The sequence below is a fragment of the Pseudomonas cyclaminis genome, assembly GCF_015163715.1.
In the GTDB taxonomy this organism is placed as follows: Bacteria; Pseudomonadota; Gammaproteobacteria; order Pseudomonadales; family Pseudomonadaceae; genus Aquipseudomonas; species Aquipseudomonas cyclaminis.
In genome coordinates, this window is record NZ_JADDUM010000095.1 from 1 (window position 1) to 17,929 (window position 17,929).

The window sequence follows — 17,929 nt, forward strand, 5'->3', positions numbered from 1 at the left end:
CGGGGCAAGCCCGCTCACCACAGTTACAGTGTTCCTCCTTAACTGACTGGCATTGGGGCTTGCCCCCGATAGCGGTGGATCAGCCAACGAATCTGTTGGCTGGCACTCTGCTATCGGGGGCAAGCCCCCTCCCACATTTGGGTTTTGTGTTGGATTCAGCTGTGGCGGTAGAACCGATCCAATAGCGCCGGCAACCCCGCCCGCCACGCCCGTGGCTTGATGCCGAAGGTGTGGAGGATTTTCTTGCAGGCCAGCACCGCGTGTTGCGGTTCATCTGCCGCATCCGGCCGGGCTGCGTGGGCCTGGGCGGTGGGGGATTCAATCGCCAACGGGTGGAAATTGCGCGCTTCGGTGAGAATCGCCTGGCCCAGCGCCAGCGGCGTGGTGGCCTCCTGGCCGGCGTAGTGGTAAGTGCCCCACAGCGGCGCCGCGCAATCGAGTTGCTTGAGCACCGAGATGATCACGCGCGCCGCATCATCCACCGGCGTCGGGTTGCCGCGTCGGTCATCCGCCATCAGCAACTCGTCGGCGTTCTCTGCCCGGGCCAGGAAGCGCCCGAGGGTGCCATCAACGCTGTCATCCAGCAGCCAGCCAAAGCGCAGCAACACATGTTGCGGGCACGTGGCGCGCACACTCTGTTCGATACGCCACAACGCCTGGCCACGCAGGCCCAGGGGCACCGGCTCGTCCTTTTCGCTGTAGGCGGTGGCACGGGAGCCATCGAATACGCGGTAGCTGGACGGTTGCAGCAAGGTGATGTTGTGGTGTTGGCACAGTTCGGCCAGGCGTTCGATGGCGAACTCCTGGGAAGCCAAACGGGTTTCGCTGACGGCTTCGGCCTGGAACCAGTCGAAGTAGTAGGCGAGATTGATCAAGGCATCGGGACGGGTGTCGTCGAGCAATTGGGTGAGGCTCGCGGCATCCCAGCCGTCTTGGGGCGGTTTGGGTGCGAGGAAACCGATGTCTTCCTCTGCACCGAGGCGAATCAGCGCCTGCCCGAGGGCATTCCCGCCGCCCAGTAACATAAGGCGCATTCGCATAGATTGAGCAGGCCCGGTCTGTTTGGAACGTTGGCTATGGTCGGCAGGCCCAGGGGCCTTGCCGCTGGCATTTGCCAGAATCGTTGCATTTTGCGGGTTTGTAGCGCAACCGTCACGGATTAAGTGTCTTGACACCGGGCTCTGCGGGCGCGTGTTCCAGCGCCGCACGCTGAGGCACCATGACCTGCTGTGGATAAGTCTGCGCGAAGTGCACCTCGGGGCAGTTATCCACAAGCTTTTTCAGACGCTGATTAAACGCACGACTGACAGCATATTGCCCACCCGACACCGTGCGGAACTGCGCGGTGAGCACCACACCATTGAGGTCCATCTTGTCGACACCAAACACCTCCAGCGGGCCTTGCAGGTTGTACTTGAGGAACACATCGTCGCGGATCGCCTGACCGGCTTCACGAATCAACTCCACGGCCTTGTCCACATCGGTGTCGTAGGTGAACTGCACCGAGAAGAACGCATAGGCAAATTGCCGCGACTGATTGGTGACAGCCTTGATCTGCCCGAACGGCACCGAATGCACAAACCCCTTGCCGTCGCGCAGGCGCAGGGTGCGGATGGTCAGGCCCTCGACGGTGCCGGCGTGGCCGGAGTCGAGCACCACCCAGTCGCCGATGGACAGCGTGTCCTCAATGATGATGAACAACCCGGTGATCACATCCTGCACCAGTTGCTGGGAGCCGAAACCAATGGCCAGGCCGACCACACCGGCACCCGCCAGCAGCGGCGCGACATTGATGCCCAGGTTGGCCATGGTGGTGATCGCGCAGATGACCACCAGAATGATCTTCACCGCATTACGCACCAGCGGCAGGATGGTTTTCACCCGCGTGCTCGGCTGGCGGTTGGAGCGTTTGTTCACCGGCGGTTTCAGCGCTTCCTGGATCGCCGTGTCGAGCACCACCCAGAACAGCCACGTCATCAGCAGGATCAGGCCGATGCTGCTCAAGGAGTCGCTGATCGCCCGCCCGATGGAGTTGCGCTGGGCAAACTCGAACAACGACACACCCCAGATCCGCCCGAGGATTTCGATAAAGGCGATGGCCATGACGATGCGCAGGATGGCGTGCAACAGACTGAGGAAACGTTCCTTGTAGGCGCTGCTGCGCTGGATCGCCACCTGGCTGCGGGACTTGAACAGGTGCTGCAGCACGGTACTCAGGAACACGGTGCCAATCAGCAGAATCGTGGTGAACAGCGCGCAACGCAGGGCTTTCTGGTTATCGTCACCGGCACCGATCAAGTTGATCGCCGAGACCAGCACCATCAACAGAATCGGCCAGTACCACAAGCCGGAAAACACCCGCAACGATTGCTGCAACGCCGGGTGTTTAAGGCGCTGAGCCAGAGGTCGATTGCGGATCAGGTGGGCGACCGGCCGACGCAGGCGCACCACCAGCACGCCGAAAATCACCGCCGCGAACAGGCCGGTAAACACCGCGATGCTGCTGGTGATATTGCCGCCCAGTTGACGGGCGATTTGTGGGCTGGTCAGGGCATCGCTGAGGGCGGCGAGGAAGCCGATCAAGAACAGCGGCTTGGGGCAGTAATCGCGAATAATCTGCACCGCCGGGCGCTTGTGGCCGACGTTGAACATGACAATGACGCACAAGAGCATCGACGTGGAAAAAATGCCGCTGCTGGTGGCATAGGCAAAACACAGCGCCAGCGCACGCCCCACTGAAGTGGGCAGAAAGTGACTGACATAAAGGGTCAGCGGCAAGCAGATCAGCGCCGGGATCGTGTAGGGCACCACATAGCCGAGCACCGCGTGCAGGCGCTTGCGCTGTGCAACAAATGACCGTCGCCCCAGGCGCTGCACGATAAACCGCCCCAACAGCGTCAGGACGGTAAACGCGCCGACCCACACCCCGGACAGCAGCAGGAAATTTCCGGCCACAGTCCACGGCGAACGTTCTGACGTTTGGTTAACCAACCGCCCTACTTCATCCGCCGCCCTGTCCGCACGCAGGCGCCAGGCGTCGATCAGGTTTTGATTGAGATCGAGCTTGTCCTGCACATCGTCGATGCTGGAGCTGATCGCACCAAGCAGACCGCCTTCTACCAGCAACTCCGGCTTGGCCGCGCCTCGGGTTCAGGCGCCGCGGCCGCGGCGTGCAATGCGCCACTGCCGCAACAGAGCAGCGCACCAAGCAGTAAAGCTGTCTTGAGATTGAGCAAAACACCGGGCTCCTTACAGAAGGGTCTGTAAGGAACTGACGGGTTTCAGCGGGGATGGTTCACTTCAGGTCGACATTCAGGCTCGGTGCGCCAAACGCTACCAACTGCGCGTTGGAACCGGCGAAATAGCCTTTCCAGAAGCCTTCCAGCGCTTGGATAGTCTTGCCGGAACGATAAGCCTGCTTGACGTCCTTGGTCACCAGCGCCGCACCGGCCACATAGACGCGCGCGCCCTGCAGGTCGGCGAACAGGCCCTTGTCAGCCACACGCTTGAGCTCGGCGTCGGGTTGCAGGTCGCGAATCCGGTTGTTGGCGTAGAAGCTGCCGAAGTCGCTGTTTTCCAGCATGTCGGAAATCAACAACACCACACGTTCCTGGGCCGGTTGCTGGCCCAGGTCGTTGCCGATATCACGCAACGACTGGAAGATCTCACTGCGTGCAATGTCTTCGGACGCTTCACGCAGCGTGGTCACAAACACATTGCCAAAGGTCTTGTTGAAAAAGCTGCGCTGCTCGGCAAGGCAGGTGTCGAAGGTGCGCAGCGATTGCATACCGACCCGCTCGCGGACCTTCTCATCGATGCCCTGGTTGAGTTCGCCGGCAAAGCGCAATTGCATGAACTGCCCCGGCAGAAACGCCGAGAAGCTGTATAGCCGGACCTTGTCGCCCGGTTGTACAAAGCGCTGAATCTGGGCCCAGGTAGACTTCTGAATGACCTCGGGCATCGGGATCGTTTGATCGATGATCACCGTCAACTCGCGCCCCGCGGCCACGGGCCGAAACTCGGCGACCTTGGCGTAGGGGTAGCAATCCGGAATGTCATTGCGCTCGCCGGCCATCGCCATCAAGGGCGCCAGCAACAGGGCACAGAAAAAGCGCGGGTTCATCATTCAGGCACCTGTGGCGTCAAAGTCTTTAAGCAATTGCTGTTCGGCACGCAGCGCCAGCACATCTTCCAAAGCGTGGCCTTTGGCACGGCTGATCGTTGCCAATTGTTCTTCGCTGTAGGCCGTCAGGTCCTTGCCGCGCAGGGCGTCGAGACCTTCCGAGGCAGCAACCGGCGTCCGCACGGGGGCTGCTGGTGCTGGTGCTGGTGCCGCGACTTCCGCTACCACCGGTGCAGCAGGTGCAACCGGAACACTGACGGGTTTGGCCACCGGTTGCGGATTGCCCGGCAACGCCTGTTTACGCGCTACGTAGGTCTCAAAGCTGCGATTGTGTGCCGTGGTCAACGCCGCCTGCTGCTGGGCGTTGGTGGTGGTGCGCCCGGCAAGCTTGAGCTGCAACTTGCTCAGTTTGTGATCGGCGTGGGAGGCAATTTCCACGCGCTGGCTCTGCATCCAGTTTTCCAGGGCTTCGCCGCTGGAGAATTTGTGGGTGTGCTCCCAGGCTGTCTTGGATTCAACCCCGGCAAACCCGAAGATCGACGCCAGCCAAATGCTGGTGATCTGGATCGCGATGTAGATCACCGACAGCACAATGAAGGTGATCAGCGAGGCTTTGCGGATCGCGTCCATCTTGTCGGTCAGGGTTTGCTTATCTGCCTGATCGTTGATCGCCGCCGAATCGGCCGGCAGTTCGAACGGGCTGGCCGAGTCGTAATTCTGCTGGGCAAAAGCATGGGGGCTGCCGACCATTTCGGTCTCGATGCTTTTGAGCTGCATCGTGCGGATACCGAACGCGGCAATCGCGATAATCGCGATCCAGATACCGGTGGTGATCATCCAGCCACGGCTCGGCGTCACGGTGTGGTTGGTGTTGATGCGCGCCAGGATGCGGTTGTAGTCCTTGCCGTCTTTATCGCTGTCGGTGTGTTTGATGCCGATGCCCGGCAACTCCTTGAGCTGGTTCGGGCGGTCGCTGTCGCTGTCGTTTTCCCACCAGTGGCGTGCCTTGCTGATCAGCGCGTTCTTGTGCGCGGCGCGGCCAGTGACTTCGGCCAGGATCGCCGAGGCGACCGCCAGCAAGAAGGCGAACAACCAGCCCATCCAGCTTTGATCGTTAGCCGACAGGTTCTGGTTGATAAAGGGCACCAGCACGTAGGCAAAACCCACGGCCTCGAACATGATCAGCATAAAGATCAGGGCAAACACCCAGAACGGCCGCTCTCGGCGCCCGCGCTCACCAATGGTGCGCAGGTAGGATTCGCTCTTGTTGAAGAAATCGACATCTTCCGCGCCGATTTTTTCATAGCGCGAATAGTAGGCGTCGCACAGCTCGCTTTCGGATTTCGGCCAGCCATGGGCATCAAGCATCAGGCTCTGCTTGGACAAGCGCGCCACTTTGCCGATCACGGGCACGCCGTGCCACACACGCATGACGAAATACCCCACCTTGTCCCAATACGCTTGAATCAGGATGGCCGCCAGCAGCGTGGAAATCACCAGGCCGGTGATTAGCTTGTTTGCCCAGAGCAGGGCCGTCAGCGCATTGAAGCTGAAGTCTTCCATGGTGTATGTCCTTGAGTCTTACGCGCGAATCGGCACGAAACGGGTAGTGAAAGCTTCACGGCTGCGCGGGTAGAACAACGCACCGTCCGTGGCTTCGGAGTTTTTCTTGCTGAACACCACGTCGATACACGACACCGGTGCCTTGGAGTCTTGGATGAATACGCGATAGAGCACCAGCTCCTCACCCTCGTAGGTGTTGGCCACGGCTTTGCTCTTGATCGACTTGCGGTTGCCCTCTTTGTAATCCTTGACCACTTCGATGAAGGGCTGGCGGTCGACGCTGGCGCCATCGCGCAGGATCGAAACCGGCGACAGTGTCACCAGGTGGCCATTGACTACGTTGGCCCACACACGGTTGTTGTAGCCCGGCAGGTATTCGGTGGTGACTTGGGTGTCGAGCGCCTTGCCACTGGCGAGGTTGAACACCTTGCCGGTTTCACGCGGGCGGTCGGCCTCGCAACTGCTGTTGGGCAGGTCGCTGGCGTGGGCACTGCTGACCAGGGCAAAGCCGGCCTTTTTCGGCGCGATGCCTTGAGCCAGGGTCCAGCGCGTGTCGCTGGCAGGCTGGCCACCGAAGTCGACCAGGGCGGTGCCCGCGTCAGTGGGTTTGCTCTCGGCAGTTGGCTTGGCTGTGACGGCGGGCTTGTTTTTCGGCGCGCTGGCGACGGTGCGCGCAGGCTCGGTCGAGGTACCATGCGCCAGGTATTTAGAATTGTTCTGTTCGGCGTTGACCCGTTTGACCAGCATGTTGCGGTCGGTCACTTCAACGATCTCAACCCGACGGTTCTTGCCGCGTTGCTGCACATCGCTATTGTCGGCGATCGGCCGCGAAGCCCCCGCGCCCTGGAAGAACATGCGCTGCGGCGCGATGCCTTGCTCGGCCAGGATCGACGCCACAGCGCGGGCACGCTGCTCGGACAATCGCTGGTTGGTGGCGGCGCTGCCGGTGGCGTCGGTGTGGCCGACGACCAAAATCGCCGCTTGGCTGTTCTGGCCCTGCTTGGGCGCAAACGCGGCGGCCAGCTTGCGCACCTGGCGCTGACCGTTGGTACTCAACTGCGCGCTGCCGGTGGCGAACATGCCTTCATCCTGCACCTGGGCGACGATGCCTGCCTCGGTCGGCGCAGGGGCACGGGCGGTGCCGGTAGCCACGTCCTGGCTTTGCAGGGTTTGCACCTGAATGTTCAGGTTCTCTTCTTTGGCAATCCGCTCCAGTTCCTGCAAGCGGTTCTGCCACAAGTTACCCGCCACACAACCGGCGGCCGCGCCCACGCCACCGCCGACGATGGCCTTTTTGGCGTCGCCGGTGATCGCGTACGTCAAGCCGGCGCCGAGCAATGCACCACCGGCGCAACCAATGGCCGTGCCGTAGTTTTTCCCCGCATCGTTAAGCGTCGCGCAGCCGCTGAGCGCCACGGCGCCGGCAAGCAGGCTGATTTTTCGGGTAAAGGAGGTATTCACTTGATGGGTTCCGGCCTTCATGAAAAGAGCCGCCGACCCACTGCCAACGCCCGAAAAGCGCCAACTGCATCATCCATGAACAGGCCCTGCACAATCGTTGAATGGGGTAGATAGCGCGGGATTGGATCACGTCACTGATGGCAATTCAATAGCATTTGTAACTCTATGCGTCCTCCAGAACCGTCCGTAGGACGCTCGAAACTTTCTTCAGCCACCGGCAGTCAGCCATTACATGAAGCCTTGCGCCACTCTTCACAGGAATACACATGACTGCGATCCCCGACTGGGTGCCCGTTACCCCCAGCGTCGCCATCACGCGCTTTACGGTGCTGACGGTCAATATCCACAAGGGCTTCACGGCCCTGAACCGACGCTTCATCCTGCCCGAGCTGCGCGAAGCGGTGCGCAGTGTGGGCGCGGATATGGTGTTCTTGCAGGAAATCCACGGCACCCATGAGCGCCATCCGCAGCGCTACAGCGACTGGCCGAACATGCCGCAATACGAGTTTCTGGCCGACAGCATCTGGCCGCAGTTTGCTTACGGGCGCAACGCGGTTTATCCCCATGGCGACCACGGCAATGCGTTGCTGTCGAAATTCCAGATCGTGAGCTACGACAATCTCGATATCTCCCAAAGCGGCCATGAAAACCGTGGCCTGCTGCATTGCGTGTTGCGTCTGCCGGGCAACGGGCAGGAAGTGCATGCGATCTGTATCCACCTGGGCTTGCGCGAGGTGCATCGCCAACAGCAATTGCGTTTGCTGGAGCAGCGCATCCGCGAGATTCCCGCCGATGCACCGCTGGTGGTCGCCGGGGATTTCAACGACTGGCGCCAGCGTGCCGACCTGAGCCAAAGCGGCCTCACCGAGGTGTTTGTGCACGCCCTTGGCAAACCGGCGCGCACCTTTCCAGCGCGCCTGCCATTGCTGCCGCTGGATCGCATTTACGTGCGCAATGTAAAGGTGCACAACCCCAAGGTGCTGACCACCCGGCCGTGGTCCCATCTGTCAGACCATGTACCGCTGTCGGTGGAGATTGAGCTATGAACGTTGCCGTCGAGCACATTTCCACCGACCAACCGCCGGATGAAACCAAGGCCCGCGACCTGGATTACGGCTGGCAAAACGGCAATCAGGTCGAGTTGCTGGAAAACGGCGAAGCGTACTTTCCCAAGGTCTTCGAAGCGATGCGCCAGGCCCGGCGCGAGATCCTGCTGGAGACCTTCATTCTCTTCGAGGACAAGGTCGGCCATGAGCTGCAAGGCATCCTGATCGAGGCCGCGCAGCGCGGGGTCAAGGTGGTGGTCAGCCTGGATGGTTTTGGCTGCGGTGAGCTGAGCCCGGCGTTTCTCGGTGAATTGGCCGAGGCTGGGGTGACGGTGCAGATGTTCGACCCGGCGTCCAAGACCCTGGGCATTCGCACCAACTGGTTCCGCCGCCTGCACCGCAAGATTGTGGTGGTGGACGCCACGGTGGGGTTTATCGGCGGGATCAACTTCTCTGCCGATCACTTGGGGGATTTCGGCCCCGAGGCCAAACAGGATTACGCGGTGCAAGTGACTGGCCCGGCGGTGGCCGATCTGCATCACTTTGCCCTGGCGCAAAGTGGCCGCCAGGTGCGCACGCGGCGCGGTTGGCGGCGGCGCCAGCAACGGCCTTCCGCGTGGTCGAACGAGCACGGCGACGGCATGGTGCGCCTGATCTATCGCGACAACCTGCAACACCGCGACGACATCGAAGAAGCGTATATCCACGCCTTGAGCAAGGCACGACATCGAGCCGTGATCGCCAACGCGTATTTCTTCCCTGGGTACCGCCTGCTGCGGGAAATCCGCAACGCGGCGCGCCGTGGAGTGCATGTGCAATTGATCATGCAGGGCCAGCCCGACGTACTGTTGGCCAAGCTGGCGGCGCGCATGCTCTATGACTATCTGCTCAAGGACGGCGTGGTGATTCACGAATACTGCCAGCGCCCGCTGCACGGCAAGGTCGCGCTGGTGGATGACGAGTGGAGCACGGTGGGTTCGAGCAACCTCGACCCGCTGAGCCTGGCGCTGAACCTGGAAGCCAATGTGTTGATTCGCGACCGTGCGTTTAATCAGCAACTGTACGAGCGCCTGGAAGTGCTCAGTCAAAATCACTGCCAGACCATGCCGGAAAAGCGCAAGCCACGCCTGTGGTTATGGCGATTGACCGTCGGCTTCCTGGTGTTCCATGTGATGCGCCATTTCCCCGCGCTGACCGGCTGGTTGCCCGCACATAAGCCGCGTTTAAAACCCTTTGTGCAGGAGGGCCAGCGCCATGACAGCTGATCGCTTCAAGCGTTGGAAGAAGCCACTGACCATCCTCTTCTTCCTGCTGCTGATCGTGCTATTCACCCTGCTCGCCCGCCGGATCGACTGGAGCGAGGTGGTCCAGACCCTCGGTGAGTTCAAACTGCGCACCTTGCTGATCGCGGGCGCGTTGACCCTGTGCAGCTTTATCGTCTACGCCTGCTTCGACCTGATCGGCCGCACCTACATCCGCCAGCCGTTGCGCTGGAAGCAGATATTGCCCGTGGGAATCATCAGCTACGCGTTCAACCTCAACCTCAGCGCGTGGGTTGGCGGTATTGCCATGCGCTATCGGCTGTATTCGCGGCTGGGGGTGAGCAGCGGCAATATCGCCAAGATTCTCGGCCTGAGCCTGGCCACCAATTGGTTTGGCTACATGGCGTTGGCCGGCGCGGTATTCAGCAGCGGGCTGGTGACCATGCCACCAGGCTGGAAACTGAGCAGCGGCGCGTTGCAAGGGGTGGGCGTGTTGCTGGTGTTGGCCAGCCTCGGCTACCTGGCGGCCTGCCAGTTTTCGAAAAAACGCGCGTGGTCGATCCGCGGCATTGAGATCAACCTGCCGTCGCTGCGCATGGCCTGTTTGCAACTGGCGTTGGGGGCGTTGAACTGGTCGCTGATGGCGGCGGTGATTTTTACCCTGCTGCCCGCCAAGTTGGACTATCCGCTGGTGCTCGGGGTGTTGCTGATCAGTGCGATTGCCGGTGTGGTCACCCATATTCCGGCTGGGCTTGGGGTACTGGAAGCGGTGTTTATCGGGCTGTTGCAACATGAGGCGTCGCGGGGCAGTTTGCTGGCGGGGTTGATCGCGTACCGGGCGATCTACTTCATCTGCCCGCTGCTGATCGCCTTGCTGATGTACGTGGGTGTAGAAGCCAAGGCCAAGGCGTTGCGGGTGAAGAAAACACCCGCCTGAACGCACTACTGGGACTGGATGATGCTCAACCGCTCGCCGACCACCATCTCGGTAATCCAGTCGACCAGGATTGAGGTGTAGGCCTGCTGGGACACCGGATCGCTGAGGGAATGGTCAGCGCCATCGATGATGCGGTGTGTCAGGGAGTGCGTCTGCTGGCACGCCGCGCGGTAGCTCATGATGGTGGCATGGGGCACGTGGTCGTCGGTTTCCGATTCGACGATCAGCACATCACCGGTAAACGCCGCGCAGGCGTGTAATGCGCGATTGGTTTCGGCGTGCACCAGGGTGTTGCGGTAATCCATTAAATCGATCTTATCCAGGTCGCGCTTGGGCTTGAGCCATTCCTGATCGCGGTACAGCGCCGGCACACGCAGCGCCAGCCAGCGTACCGGGCGCAGCGAGGTGAGGATGGCGGCGAGGTAGCCGCCATAGCTGGTGCCCACGACCGCCACCGCCGAGGTGTCGATGGCCGGGTGGGCGAGCAGCCGGTCGTAGGCCGCCAGCAGGTCGCGCAGGTTGTCTTCGCGGGTGACGCGGTTCAATGGAATGCCGGTACCGGCGTGACCGCGCAGGTCGAAAGTGAGGCACACACAGCCAAGGCCGGCGATGCCTTTGGCCCGTTCCAGGTCCCGCTCCTGGCTACCGCCCCAACCGTGCACAAACAACACGCCCGGTACTTTGGATTTGGGGCTCAGGAAGGTGCCGCTCATTTGTTCGTCGTCGATGTCGATGGAAATGGTTTCACTTCTAGCCGTCATAAGATTTGACCGTCACGTACTTGAGAAGAAAGTCGCTGTTTTCCGCGGGGCCGCGATACACCTCAATGGCATCCGCTGGCAGCGCCTGGTCCACATAGGTTTCTACCGAGGACACATGAATGGCGTTAAGGCCCGGGTGATTGATGAAGCTTTGCAGCGCCGCGACCTCCGCGCTGCTGGCGCCGCCCATGCGCCAGGATTGTTCGAGCACGCCACTGCGGCGCTGGCCGTGGCTATCCAGGCCTTGAGCGATGTCGTAGTTGCGCCGGGAAGCGTAGAAGCCGGGGTAGGCCTCGTCCGCCGCCGTGTCGAAGATTTGGGCTTGCTCGATCGCCAGTCGCACGTCGTCGGGCAGATCGAGTTCAAGCAAATCTTCGTAGTAACCCGGAACGACCAACAGGTCGGAGCCGCCATAGACGCTTTCGCCCTGCCCGTCCTCGGTCAGGTATTGCTGGCCGCAGTAGCTGAATACGTGATCGCCGATAAAACTCTGGCCCACGCTATGGGTGACCACGTCGCGCAGATCTTGTTCCAGCACCACGCCATCGTTGAACAACTGCGCGGCGTCGGATCGGGCCAGTACGGCCTTGAAGGCATCGAGGCTGTGGATAACTTCCTGGCCGCGTCCGGCGCAGGCGTGCACCGGTTTCAGGCGGATGGGCCCGTCGTCGAGCAAATGGGCCGCGGCGGGCAAAGCGTCTTCGAGCGAAAACACACTGAGGCCGTCCAACACGACTGTTCTTACGCGCTCACAGAACAACGGCGACCACCCTTCTGGCGCGTTGGCTTCAGGGCTCAACAAACCATGGCTGATGGCTTTGGTGCAGATGAAGTCGTGATCGACATAGCCGCCCCACAGGTCTTCGGGGCCTTTGATGTTGAGCGCGAGGGCTTGCGCCGGGCCCACCAGGGTTTGAGTGGGCAGTAGATAAAGCTCACGGCCAGCATGTTTTTGCGGGTCGTAGCTGCCATCGAATTTAAGCCCCAGAATCTGCGCCAGCCAGCGGGCCAGGGCGTGGTTGGTGTCGACCTCATGCTGGGGCGCGCCTACTCGTGTGGAGTGAGCGACCACCCATTTCTTGCGTTGTGTTGGGGTCATGCATCCCCCTTGGCCTTCCCGCCATGTGTGTATCAGGAAGGCTGCAGGGATCAGGCCAAAACAGCGGTGAGCGGGAGTGTTTTGAAATCAAGCAGTTACTGAAAAACCAATGGCAGTTGGCCTGTTTTATTCTGCACGACGACGCCTCAAGTGCGCGGCGTTCTGCACGATTCACACGCCAAAACGGCTGCGGTAATCGCTGGGCGCCAGACCGGTGATTTTCTTGAAAGTGGCGCGAAAGGCGCTGGGGTCCTGATAGCCCACGGTCCAGGCGATATGGTCAATGGTGCCGTTGGTGAATTCCAACATCTGCCGCGCCTTGCCCACCCGCAGGTGCTGGCAGTATTCGGTAGGTTTCAAACCGGTGGCGCCGCGAAAGCGCCGCAGGAAAGTGCGCGCCTCCAACCCGGCCTCCTGCGCCATGGCTGCCACGGACACCTCCACCGCGCCGCTGGCTTGCAGCCAATGCTGGACTTTGAGAATCGCCGCGTCGCCATGGCCGAGGATCGGCGCAAAGTTGCTGCCGCACTGGCTCGCGCTGTCGCTGTGTTCAATGACCAAAAACCGCGCGGTGTCGGCAGCGATACTCGGCCCCATCAGGCGGTCAACCAGACGCAGGCCCAGCTCTGACCAGGCCATCAGCCCGGCGGTGGTGATCAGGTCGCCGTCATCGACGATGGGTTTGTCCGCTTCCAGGCGCACGGCCGGGTACTGCGCGGCAAAAGACTTGGCGGAAGACCAATGGGTGGTCGCGCTGCGCCCATCCAGCAAGCCACTGCGCGCCAGCATGATCGAGCCGATGCACACGCCGCCCAGCACTGTACCCGTCGCGTGCTGCTGACGAAGCCACGCCAACAGCGCAGGCGGCGACTGTTCATCGGTGAACACACCAATCGACGGTGGTACCAGCACGGCCATCATCGGTTGCTCGGGGCCTGGGTGGCTGTCGAATACCCGTGTCGGTTGGCCATCGGTATCCACTTGCCAATGGCTGATCCGCAGCAGCGGCAGTTGTGCCGACTGATGCTCGGCGGCGATCCGGTTGGCCACGCCGAACAGGTCGGTCAGGCCATGCACGGCGGCCAATTGCGCCCCTTGGTAGATCAACACACCCAGCTCAACAACCGCCATTGTCAGTTTTCCCCCTGTTATTGTCGGTGCAGCCAATCCCCGGCGTCGGCGCCAGCTAAGATACTGGGCCCATCAACCCATCACGAGGCAATACCCATGGCCAAGCAAGCGCTCATCCTAATCGATATCCAGAACGACTACTTCCCTCAGGGCAAGTGGCCGCTGGATGGCGTGGAAGCTGCAGCGGACAAGGCGGCGCAAGTGCTCAAAGCGTTTCGCCAGGCGGGGGACGCAGTGATTCATGTGCGCCATGAATTCACGTCCGAAGAGGCGCCGTTCTTCACGCCTGGGTCCGAAGGCGCACATCTGCATCCGAAGGTACTGAACCAACGCGATGAGCCCGTGGTGCTTAAACACTTTGTGAATGCGTTTCGTGAAACCAATCTGCGCGCCCTGCTGGAACAACGCAGCATCACCGACCTGGTGGTGGTCGGCAGCATGAGCCATATGTGCGTCGACGCCGTGGTGCGGGCGGCGGCGGACCTGGGCTACAAGGTCACGGTGATTCATGACGCTTGTGCGACCCGCGATCAAGAATTCAACGGGCAAGTGATCCCGGCCGCGCAGGTGCATGGCGCGTATATGGCATCGTTGGCCTTTGGGTATGCGGGCGTGGTGTCGGCGGATGAGTATTTGAAGGCGCAAGCAGCGGCGGCGTGACCACTGCTTGCCTGGGCTTTTAGCGGGTCGCGATGATAAACAGGCGCGGGAATGGCAGTAATACGGTGCCATCGGCCAGGGCTGGATAGGCCTGGGTAATCCGCGCCTGATACTCCTGTAGGAAGGCAACTTTTTCGCTATCGGACAACGGCGCGAGAAATGGCCGCAAACCAGTCCCTTTAAACCACTCCACCACTGCTGCGTGATCCGCCAACGGGTGCTGGTAGGTGGTGCGCCATACATCCACAGTGCTGCAGTGTTTGCTCAGCAGTTCGTAGTAGTAGCTCGCCGGGTGGCGCTCATTGTGCTTGACCGCGCCGATCCTGGCCGCCCACGGGCCATCTGCGGCCACTTCGCGAGCCAGCCGGTGTGCAGGCTCGTCGAGATTGTCCGGGGTTTGCACCGCCAGGGTGCCACCCGGGCTCAGTTGTCTGACCAAGTGTGGATAGAGCGTGGCGTGGTCCGGCAGCCATTGCAGGGAGGCATTGGCGAGGATCACATCGTAGGGTTGCGCGGGGACCCAGGTGCCGATGTCCGCCAATTCGAAGTTCAGCGCGGGCAAGCGTTTGCGGGCGTCGACTAACATGTCGTCAGAGCTGTCCAGGCCCGTAACGTGCGCGTTAGGGAACCGTTCGGCCAACACTTCGGTGGAGTTGCCAGGCCCACACCCCAGGTCGACCGCACTGCGTATACCAGTATTGGGAATGGCCGCCACCAGGTCGCGGACCGGGCGAGTGCGCTGTTGTTCAAACATCGTGTACTGCTTGGCAGACCAGGTCATCGCGCGTTTCCTTGGTTTTAACGGTGGCCACAGCCTAAATCGTATGGGCCACGAGAACAAATACCGCCCGAAGCGCAGCCCGTGAAACCGGACTAACCTTACTGCTGACGCAACCAGGCTCAGTCTGCCGATAGCCGTTAATCCAAACGCCAGCGTAGTGTCCACGGACGATTTTTCTGGCCTTCACTCGCCAAATCAGTTCGGACATCAATGGAGCTACGCCATGGCTTATCTGAAAACTCGCGAAGGAAACGATCTTTACTACAAGGACTGGGGCAGCGGTCAGCCCGTCGTGTTCTGCCACGGATGGCCGCTCAACAGCGATAGTTGGGAATCGCAAATGCTGCATTTCGCCAACAATGGTTTTCGCGTCATTGCGCACGATCGCCGAGGGCATGGCCGCTCAAGCCAGCCGTGGGATGGCAATGATATGGATCATTACGCAGATGACCTGGCGGAACTGATCGAGCACCTGGATCTTAGAGACACAATCCTTTTCGGTTTCTCCACCGGAGGCGGCGAAGTGGCGCGTTATATCGCTCGCCATGGTACGGCGCGAGTGGCCAAGGCAGGCTTGATCTGCGCCGTGACGCCGTTGATGCTGAAAACCCCTGCCAACCCGCAGGGAACACCGATCGAAGTGTTCGACGGGATGCGTGCCGACTCCATCGCCAACCGCTCGCAGCTCTATCTTGATGTGGCAGGCGGCCCGTTCTTCGGGTTCAACCGCGAGGGCGCCATTGCCTCTCAAGGCCTGATCAATTCGTTCTGGATGCAGGGCGTAATGGGCGGGCATAAAAATACCTTTGACAGTATCAAGGCATTTTCGGAAACCGACTTTACGGAGGACCTGAAGCTCTTCTCCATACCCACGCTCATCATCCACGGCAGCGACGACCAAATCGTGCCGATACAGGCTTCGGCGCTGCCAAGCAGCTACCTGATTCCACACGCCGAGCTGTTGATATATTCCGGCGCGCCCCATGGCTTGACGGACACGCACAAGCAGCGCGTCAACACCGATATGCTGGCTTTCGCACGGCGTTAAGCAACCTGCACGCACAAAAAAACCGCGCAGCCTGTTCGGCAGCGCGGTTTTTTCAGTGTGCAGCTTTTTACTTCAACATACGTTAGAACGGAATATCGTCATCAAAGCTGTCGAAATCCGGAGCCGGTTGTGGAGCGGCCTGCTGTGGCGCTGGACGCGACTCACGCTGTGGCTGCTGGCTTGGCTGCGGACGCGACTGCTGTGGACGCGGTGCCGAGTTGGACATGCCGCCCTGGCCCTGTTGGTCGCCCTGTGGACGGCCTCCCAGCAGTTGCATGGTGCCTTGCATGTCGACCACGATTTCAGTGGTGTAACGCTTGATGCCGTCTTTTTCCCACTCGCGGGTCTGCAGTTTGCCTTCGATGTAGACCTGCGAACCCTTGCGCAGGTATTCACCGGCGATCTCTGCGACCTTGCCGAACATCGACACACGGTGCCATTCGGTTTTTTCGACTTTCTGACCGGTTTGCTTGTCGGTCCACTGTTCGCTGGTCGCCAGACTCAGGTTGGTCACGGCGTTACCGTTAGGCAAGTAGCGAACTTCGGGATCCTGGCCGCAAGTACCGACCAATATGACTTTGTTAACCCCACGGGCCATAACGTTCTCCTAGGCTGGGCGCGCTGTCGGCACTGGGTTGACCAGTTGCTCAAGCGTCGCGCGATCCAATAATTCGGTGTCCAATTTGATGTAAATGGCCGCCTCTTCAGCGACCACGACTGCATCCGTTACCCCTACGACGGCCTTCAGGCGCTCTGCCAGACCGGCTTCGCGGATCGCCTCGGGCGATAGCGGCAAACGCAGACTTGTGACGTAGGGAGGTTCGCGCATGGTAACAGCAAAGACCAGCCAAAGTGCAGCCAGCCCGGCGCATCCGAGGAAGACAACCGACAAACCGCCATGCTGAAACATCCAGCCGCCCATGATGCCGCCTAACGCCGAGCCGAGGAACTGGCTGGTGGAATACACCCCCATCGCCGTGCCCTTGCCACCCGCCGGTGAAACTTTGCTGATCAGCGAAGGCAATGAAGCCTCCAGCAGGTTGAACGCGGTGAAGAACACCACCGTGCCGATTACAAGCGCCCGTAGGCTGTCGCCGAACTGCCAGAAGAATAGTTCAGTGAGCATCAATGTCGCGACGGCGCCCAGCAAAACTCGTTTCATTTTGCGTTTTTTCTCGCCATAGATGATGAACGGGATCATGGCGAAGAACGAAATCAACAGAGCGGTGAGGTAGACCCACCAGTGCTGCTCCTTGGGCAGCCCGGCTTTTTGTACCAGGGCCAGGGGCAAGGCGACGAAGCTGCACATCAGCATTGCGTGTAATACGAAGATACCTAAATCCAGGCGCAGCAGGTCCGGGTGCTTGAGCGTCGGCAACAACGCGTTGCGCGCAACGCCGGATTCGCGGTGCTGCAGTGTGCCGGTGGAGCGCGGCACCATGAAGGCCACGATCACGATGCCGAACAATGCCATGCCGCCCGTGGCCAGGAACAAACCGTGCAGGCCGAACGCACGTGTCAGCAAGGGTCCGACCACCATGGCCACGGCAAAGGACAGGCCGATGGTCATGCCGATCATCGCCATGGCCTTGGTGCGATGCTGCTCGCGGGTCAGGTCAGAGAGAAGCGCCATCACCGCAGCGGAAATCGCCCCGGCACCTTGCAGAATACGTCCGGCGATCACGCCCCAGATCGAATCGGACTGGGCCGCGAGCACACTGCCGAGGGCAAACACGATCAACCCGAGGTAAATCACCGGACGACGGCCAATGCGGTCGGAAATAATCCCGAACGGAATCTGAAAAACCGCCTGTGTCAGGCCATAGGCGCCAATCGCCAGGCCGATCAGCGCGGGGGTCGCGCCGGCCAGGTCCATGCCATAGGTCGCCAGCACTGGCAACACCATAAACATGCCCAGCATACGGAAGGCGAACACCAGGGCCAGACCGCTTGCTGCTCGGGTCTCGCCGCTACTCATGCGTTCGCTGTGGGGATCGTGCATGGAAAAACCTCGTGTGAACCGGCGGCGATTCTACCAGTCCCATCGATTGAGAGGG

Annotated in this window: 15 protein-coding genes and 1 pseudogene; 5 read left to right on the forward strand and 11 right to left on the reverse strand. The window is 60.8% G+C overall.

Annotated elements, in window-relative coordinates; genetic code table 11:
- Positions 1–155: 155 nt before the first annotated feature.
- The 5 genes and pseudogenes from IQK56_RS13350 to IQK56_RS13370 all read right to left on the reverse strand — a co-directional run bounded on the left by IQK56_RS13350 (position 156) and on the right by IQK56_RS13370 (position 7,147).
- A complete protein-coding gene (locus IQK56_RS13350) occupies positions 156–1,040 on the reverse strand; it encodes a sugar nucleotide-binding protein (RefSeq protein ID WP_122307039.1) in 885 nt (294 codons plus the stop codon).
- A 112-nt stretch (positions 1,041–1,152) separates the two neighbouring features.
- A pseudogene (locus tag IQK56_RS13355) lies at positions 1,153–3,236 on the reverse strand (mechanosensitive ion channel family protein).
- Positions 3,237–3,295: 59 nt separating this feature from the next.
- Positions 3,296–4,126: a hypothetical protein gene (locus tag IQK56_RS13360; RefSeq protein ID WP_246500219.1), complete on the reverse strand. Its 831-nt coding sequence runs from the start codon at positions 4,124–4,126 to the stop codon at positions 3,296–3,298.
- Positions 4,127–5,686 carry a hypothetical protein gene (locus IQK56_RS13365; RefSeq protein WP_122307036.1) on the reverse strand — a complete coding sequence of 520 codons (1,560 nt, stop codon included), beginning with the start codon at positions 5,684–5,686 and terminating at the stop codon, positions 4,127–4,129.
- 18 nt (positions 5,687–5,704) lie between these two features.
- A complete protein-coding gene (locus IQK56_RS13370; protein WP_206691826.1) occupies positions 5,705–7,147 on the reverse strand; it encodes an OmpA family protein in 1,443 nt (480 codons plus the stop codon).
- Between the two features lie 266 nt (positions 7,148–7,413).
- On the opposite strand from IQK56_RS13370, the gene IQK56_RS13375 reads away from it, so the two are divergent.
- Genes IQK56_RS13375 through IQK56_RS13385 form a run of 3 tightly spaced genes read left to right on the forward strand, consistent with a single transcriptional unit; the run spans position 7,414 to position 10,392 of the window.
- On the forward strand, positions 7,414–8,193 hold the full coding sequence (locus IQK56_RS13375) for an endonuclease/exonuclease/phosphatase family protein (RefSeq protein WP_150676679.1): 780 nt from the start codon (positions 7,414–7,416) through the stop codon (positions 8,191–8,193).
- Positions 8,190–9,458 (forward strand): cardiolipin synthase ClsB, encoded by a 1,269-nt coding sequence (clsB, locus tag IQK56_RS13380; protein WP_150761993.1) that lies wholly within the window; start codon positions 8,190–8,192, stop codon positions 9,456–9,458. Before IQK56_RS13375 ends, clsB begins: the two co-directional genes overlap by 4 nt.
- Complete coding sequence (locus IQK56_RS13385; RefSeq protein ID WP_122307032.1) at positions 9,448–10,392, forward strand: lysylphosphatidylglycerol synthase domain-containing protein; 945 nt, start codon at positions 9,448–9,450, stop codon at positions 10,390–10,392. The genes clsB and IQK56_RS13385 overlap by 11 nt, the downstream gene beginning before the upstream one ends.
- A gap of 5 nt (positions 10,393–10,397) precedes the next feature.
- Here IQK56_RS13385 and IQK56_RS13390 read toward each other — a convergent pair whose 3' ends face one another.
- The 3 genes from IQK56_RS13390 to IQK56_RS13400 form a co-directional block, all read right to left on the reverse strand.
- Positions 10,398–11,153: an alpha/beta hydrolase family protein gene (locus IQK56_RS13390; RefSeq protein WP_122307031.1), complete on the reverse strand. Its 756-nt coding sequence runs from the start codon at positions 11,151–11,153 to the stop codon at positions 10,398–10,400.
- A complete protein-coding gene (locus IQK56_RS13395; RefSeq protein ID WP_193901728.1) occupies positions 11,143–12,252 on the reverse strand; it encodes a DUF3182 family protein in 1,110 nt (369 codons plus the stop codon). The genes IQK56_RS13390 and IQK56_RS13395 overlap by 11 nt, the downstream gene beginning before the upstream one ends.
- A 171-nt stretch (positions 12,253–12,423) precedes the next feature.
- Positions 12,424–13,383, reverse strand: a complete 960-nt coding sequence (locus tag IQK56_RS13400) for a GlxA family transcriptional regulator (RefSeq protein WP_122307029.1) — start codon at positions 13,381–13,383, stop codon at positions 12,424–12,426.
- A 96-nt stretch (positions 13,384–13,479) separates the two neighbouring features.
- Between IQK56_RS13400 and IQK56_RS13405 the strand changes: the two genes are divergently transcribed.
- Positions 13,480–14,043, forward strand: a complete 564-nt coding sequence (locus IQK56_RS13405) for a cysteine hydrolase family protein (RefSeq protein WP_193863629.1) — start codon at positions 13,480–13,482, stop codon at positions 14,041–14,043.
- A 19-nt stretch (positions 14,044–14,062) separates the two neighbouring features.
- Here IQK56_RS13405 and tam read toward each other — a convergent pair whose 3' ends face one another.
- Entirely contained in the window at positions 14,063–14,824 is a 762-nt protein-coding gene (gene tam, locus IQK56_RS13410; RefSeq protein ID WP_193901729.1) for a trans-aconitate 2-methyltransferase, read from the reverse strand.
- Between the two features lie 223 nt (positions 14,825–15,047).
- Between tam and IQK56_RS13415 the strand changes: the two genes are divergently transcribed.
- A complete protein-coding gene (locus IQK56_RS13415) occupies positions 15,048–15,872 on the forward strand; it encodes an alpha/beta fold hydrolase (protein ID WP_122307027.1) in 825 nt (274 codons plus the stop codon).
- An 82-nt stretch (positions 15,873–15,954) separates the two neighbouring features.
- On the opposite strand, the gene IQK56_RS13420 is transcribed toward IQK56_RS13415, so the two are convergent.
- Complete coding sequence (locus IQK56_RS13420; RefSeq protein ID WP_003232445.1) at positions 15,955–16,470, reverse strand: single-stranded DNA-binding protein; 516 nt, start codon at positions 16,468–16,470, stop codon at positions 15,955–15,957.
- 9 nt (positions 16,471–16,479) lie between these two features.
- Positions 16,480–17,874 carry an MFS transporter gene (locus tag IQK56_RS13425; RefSeq protein ID WP_150676686.1) on the reverse strand — a complete coding sequence of 465 codons (1,395 nt, stop codon included), beginning with the start codon at positions 17,872–17,874 and terminating at the stop codon, positions 16,480–16,482.
- Positions 17,875–17,929: the final 55 nt, after the last annotated feature.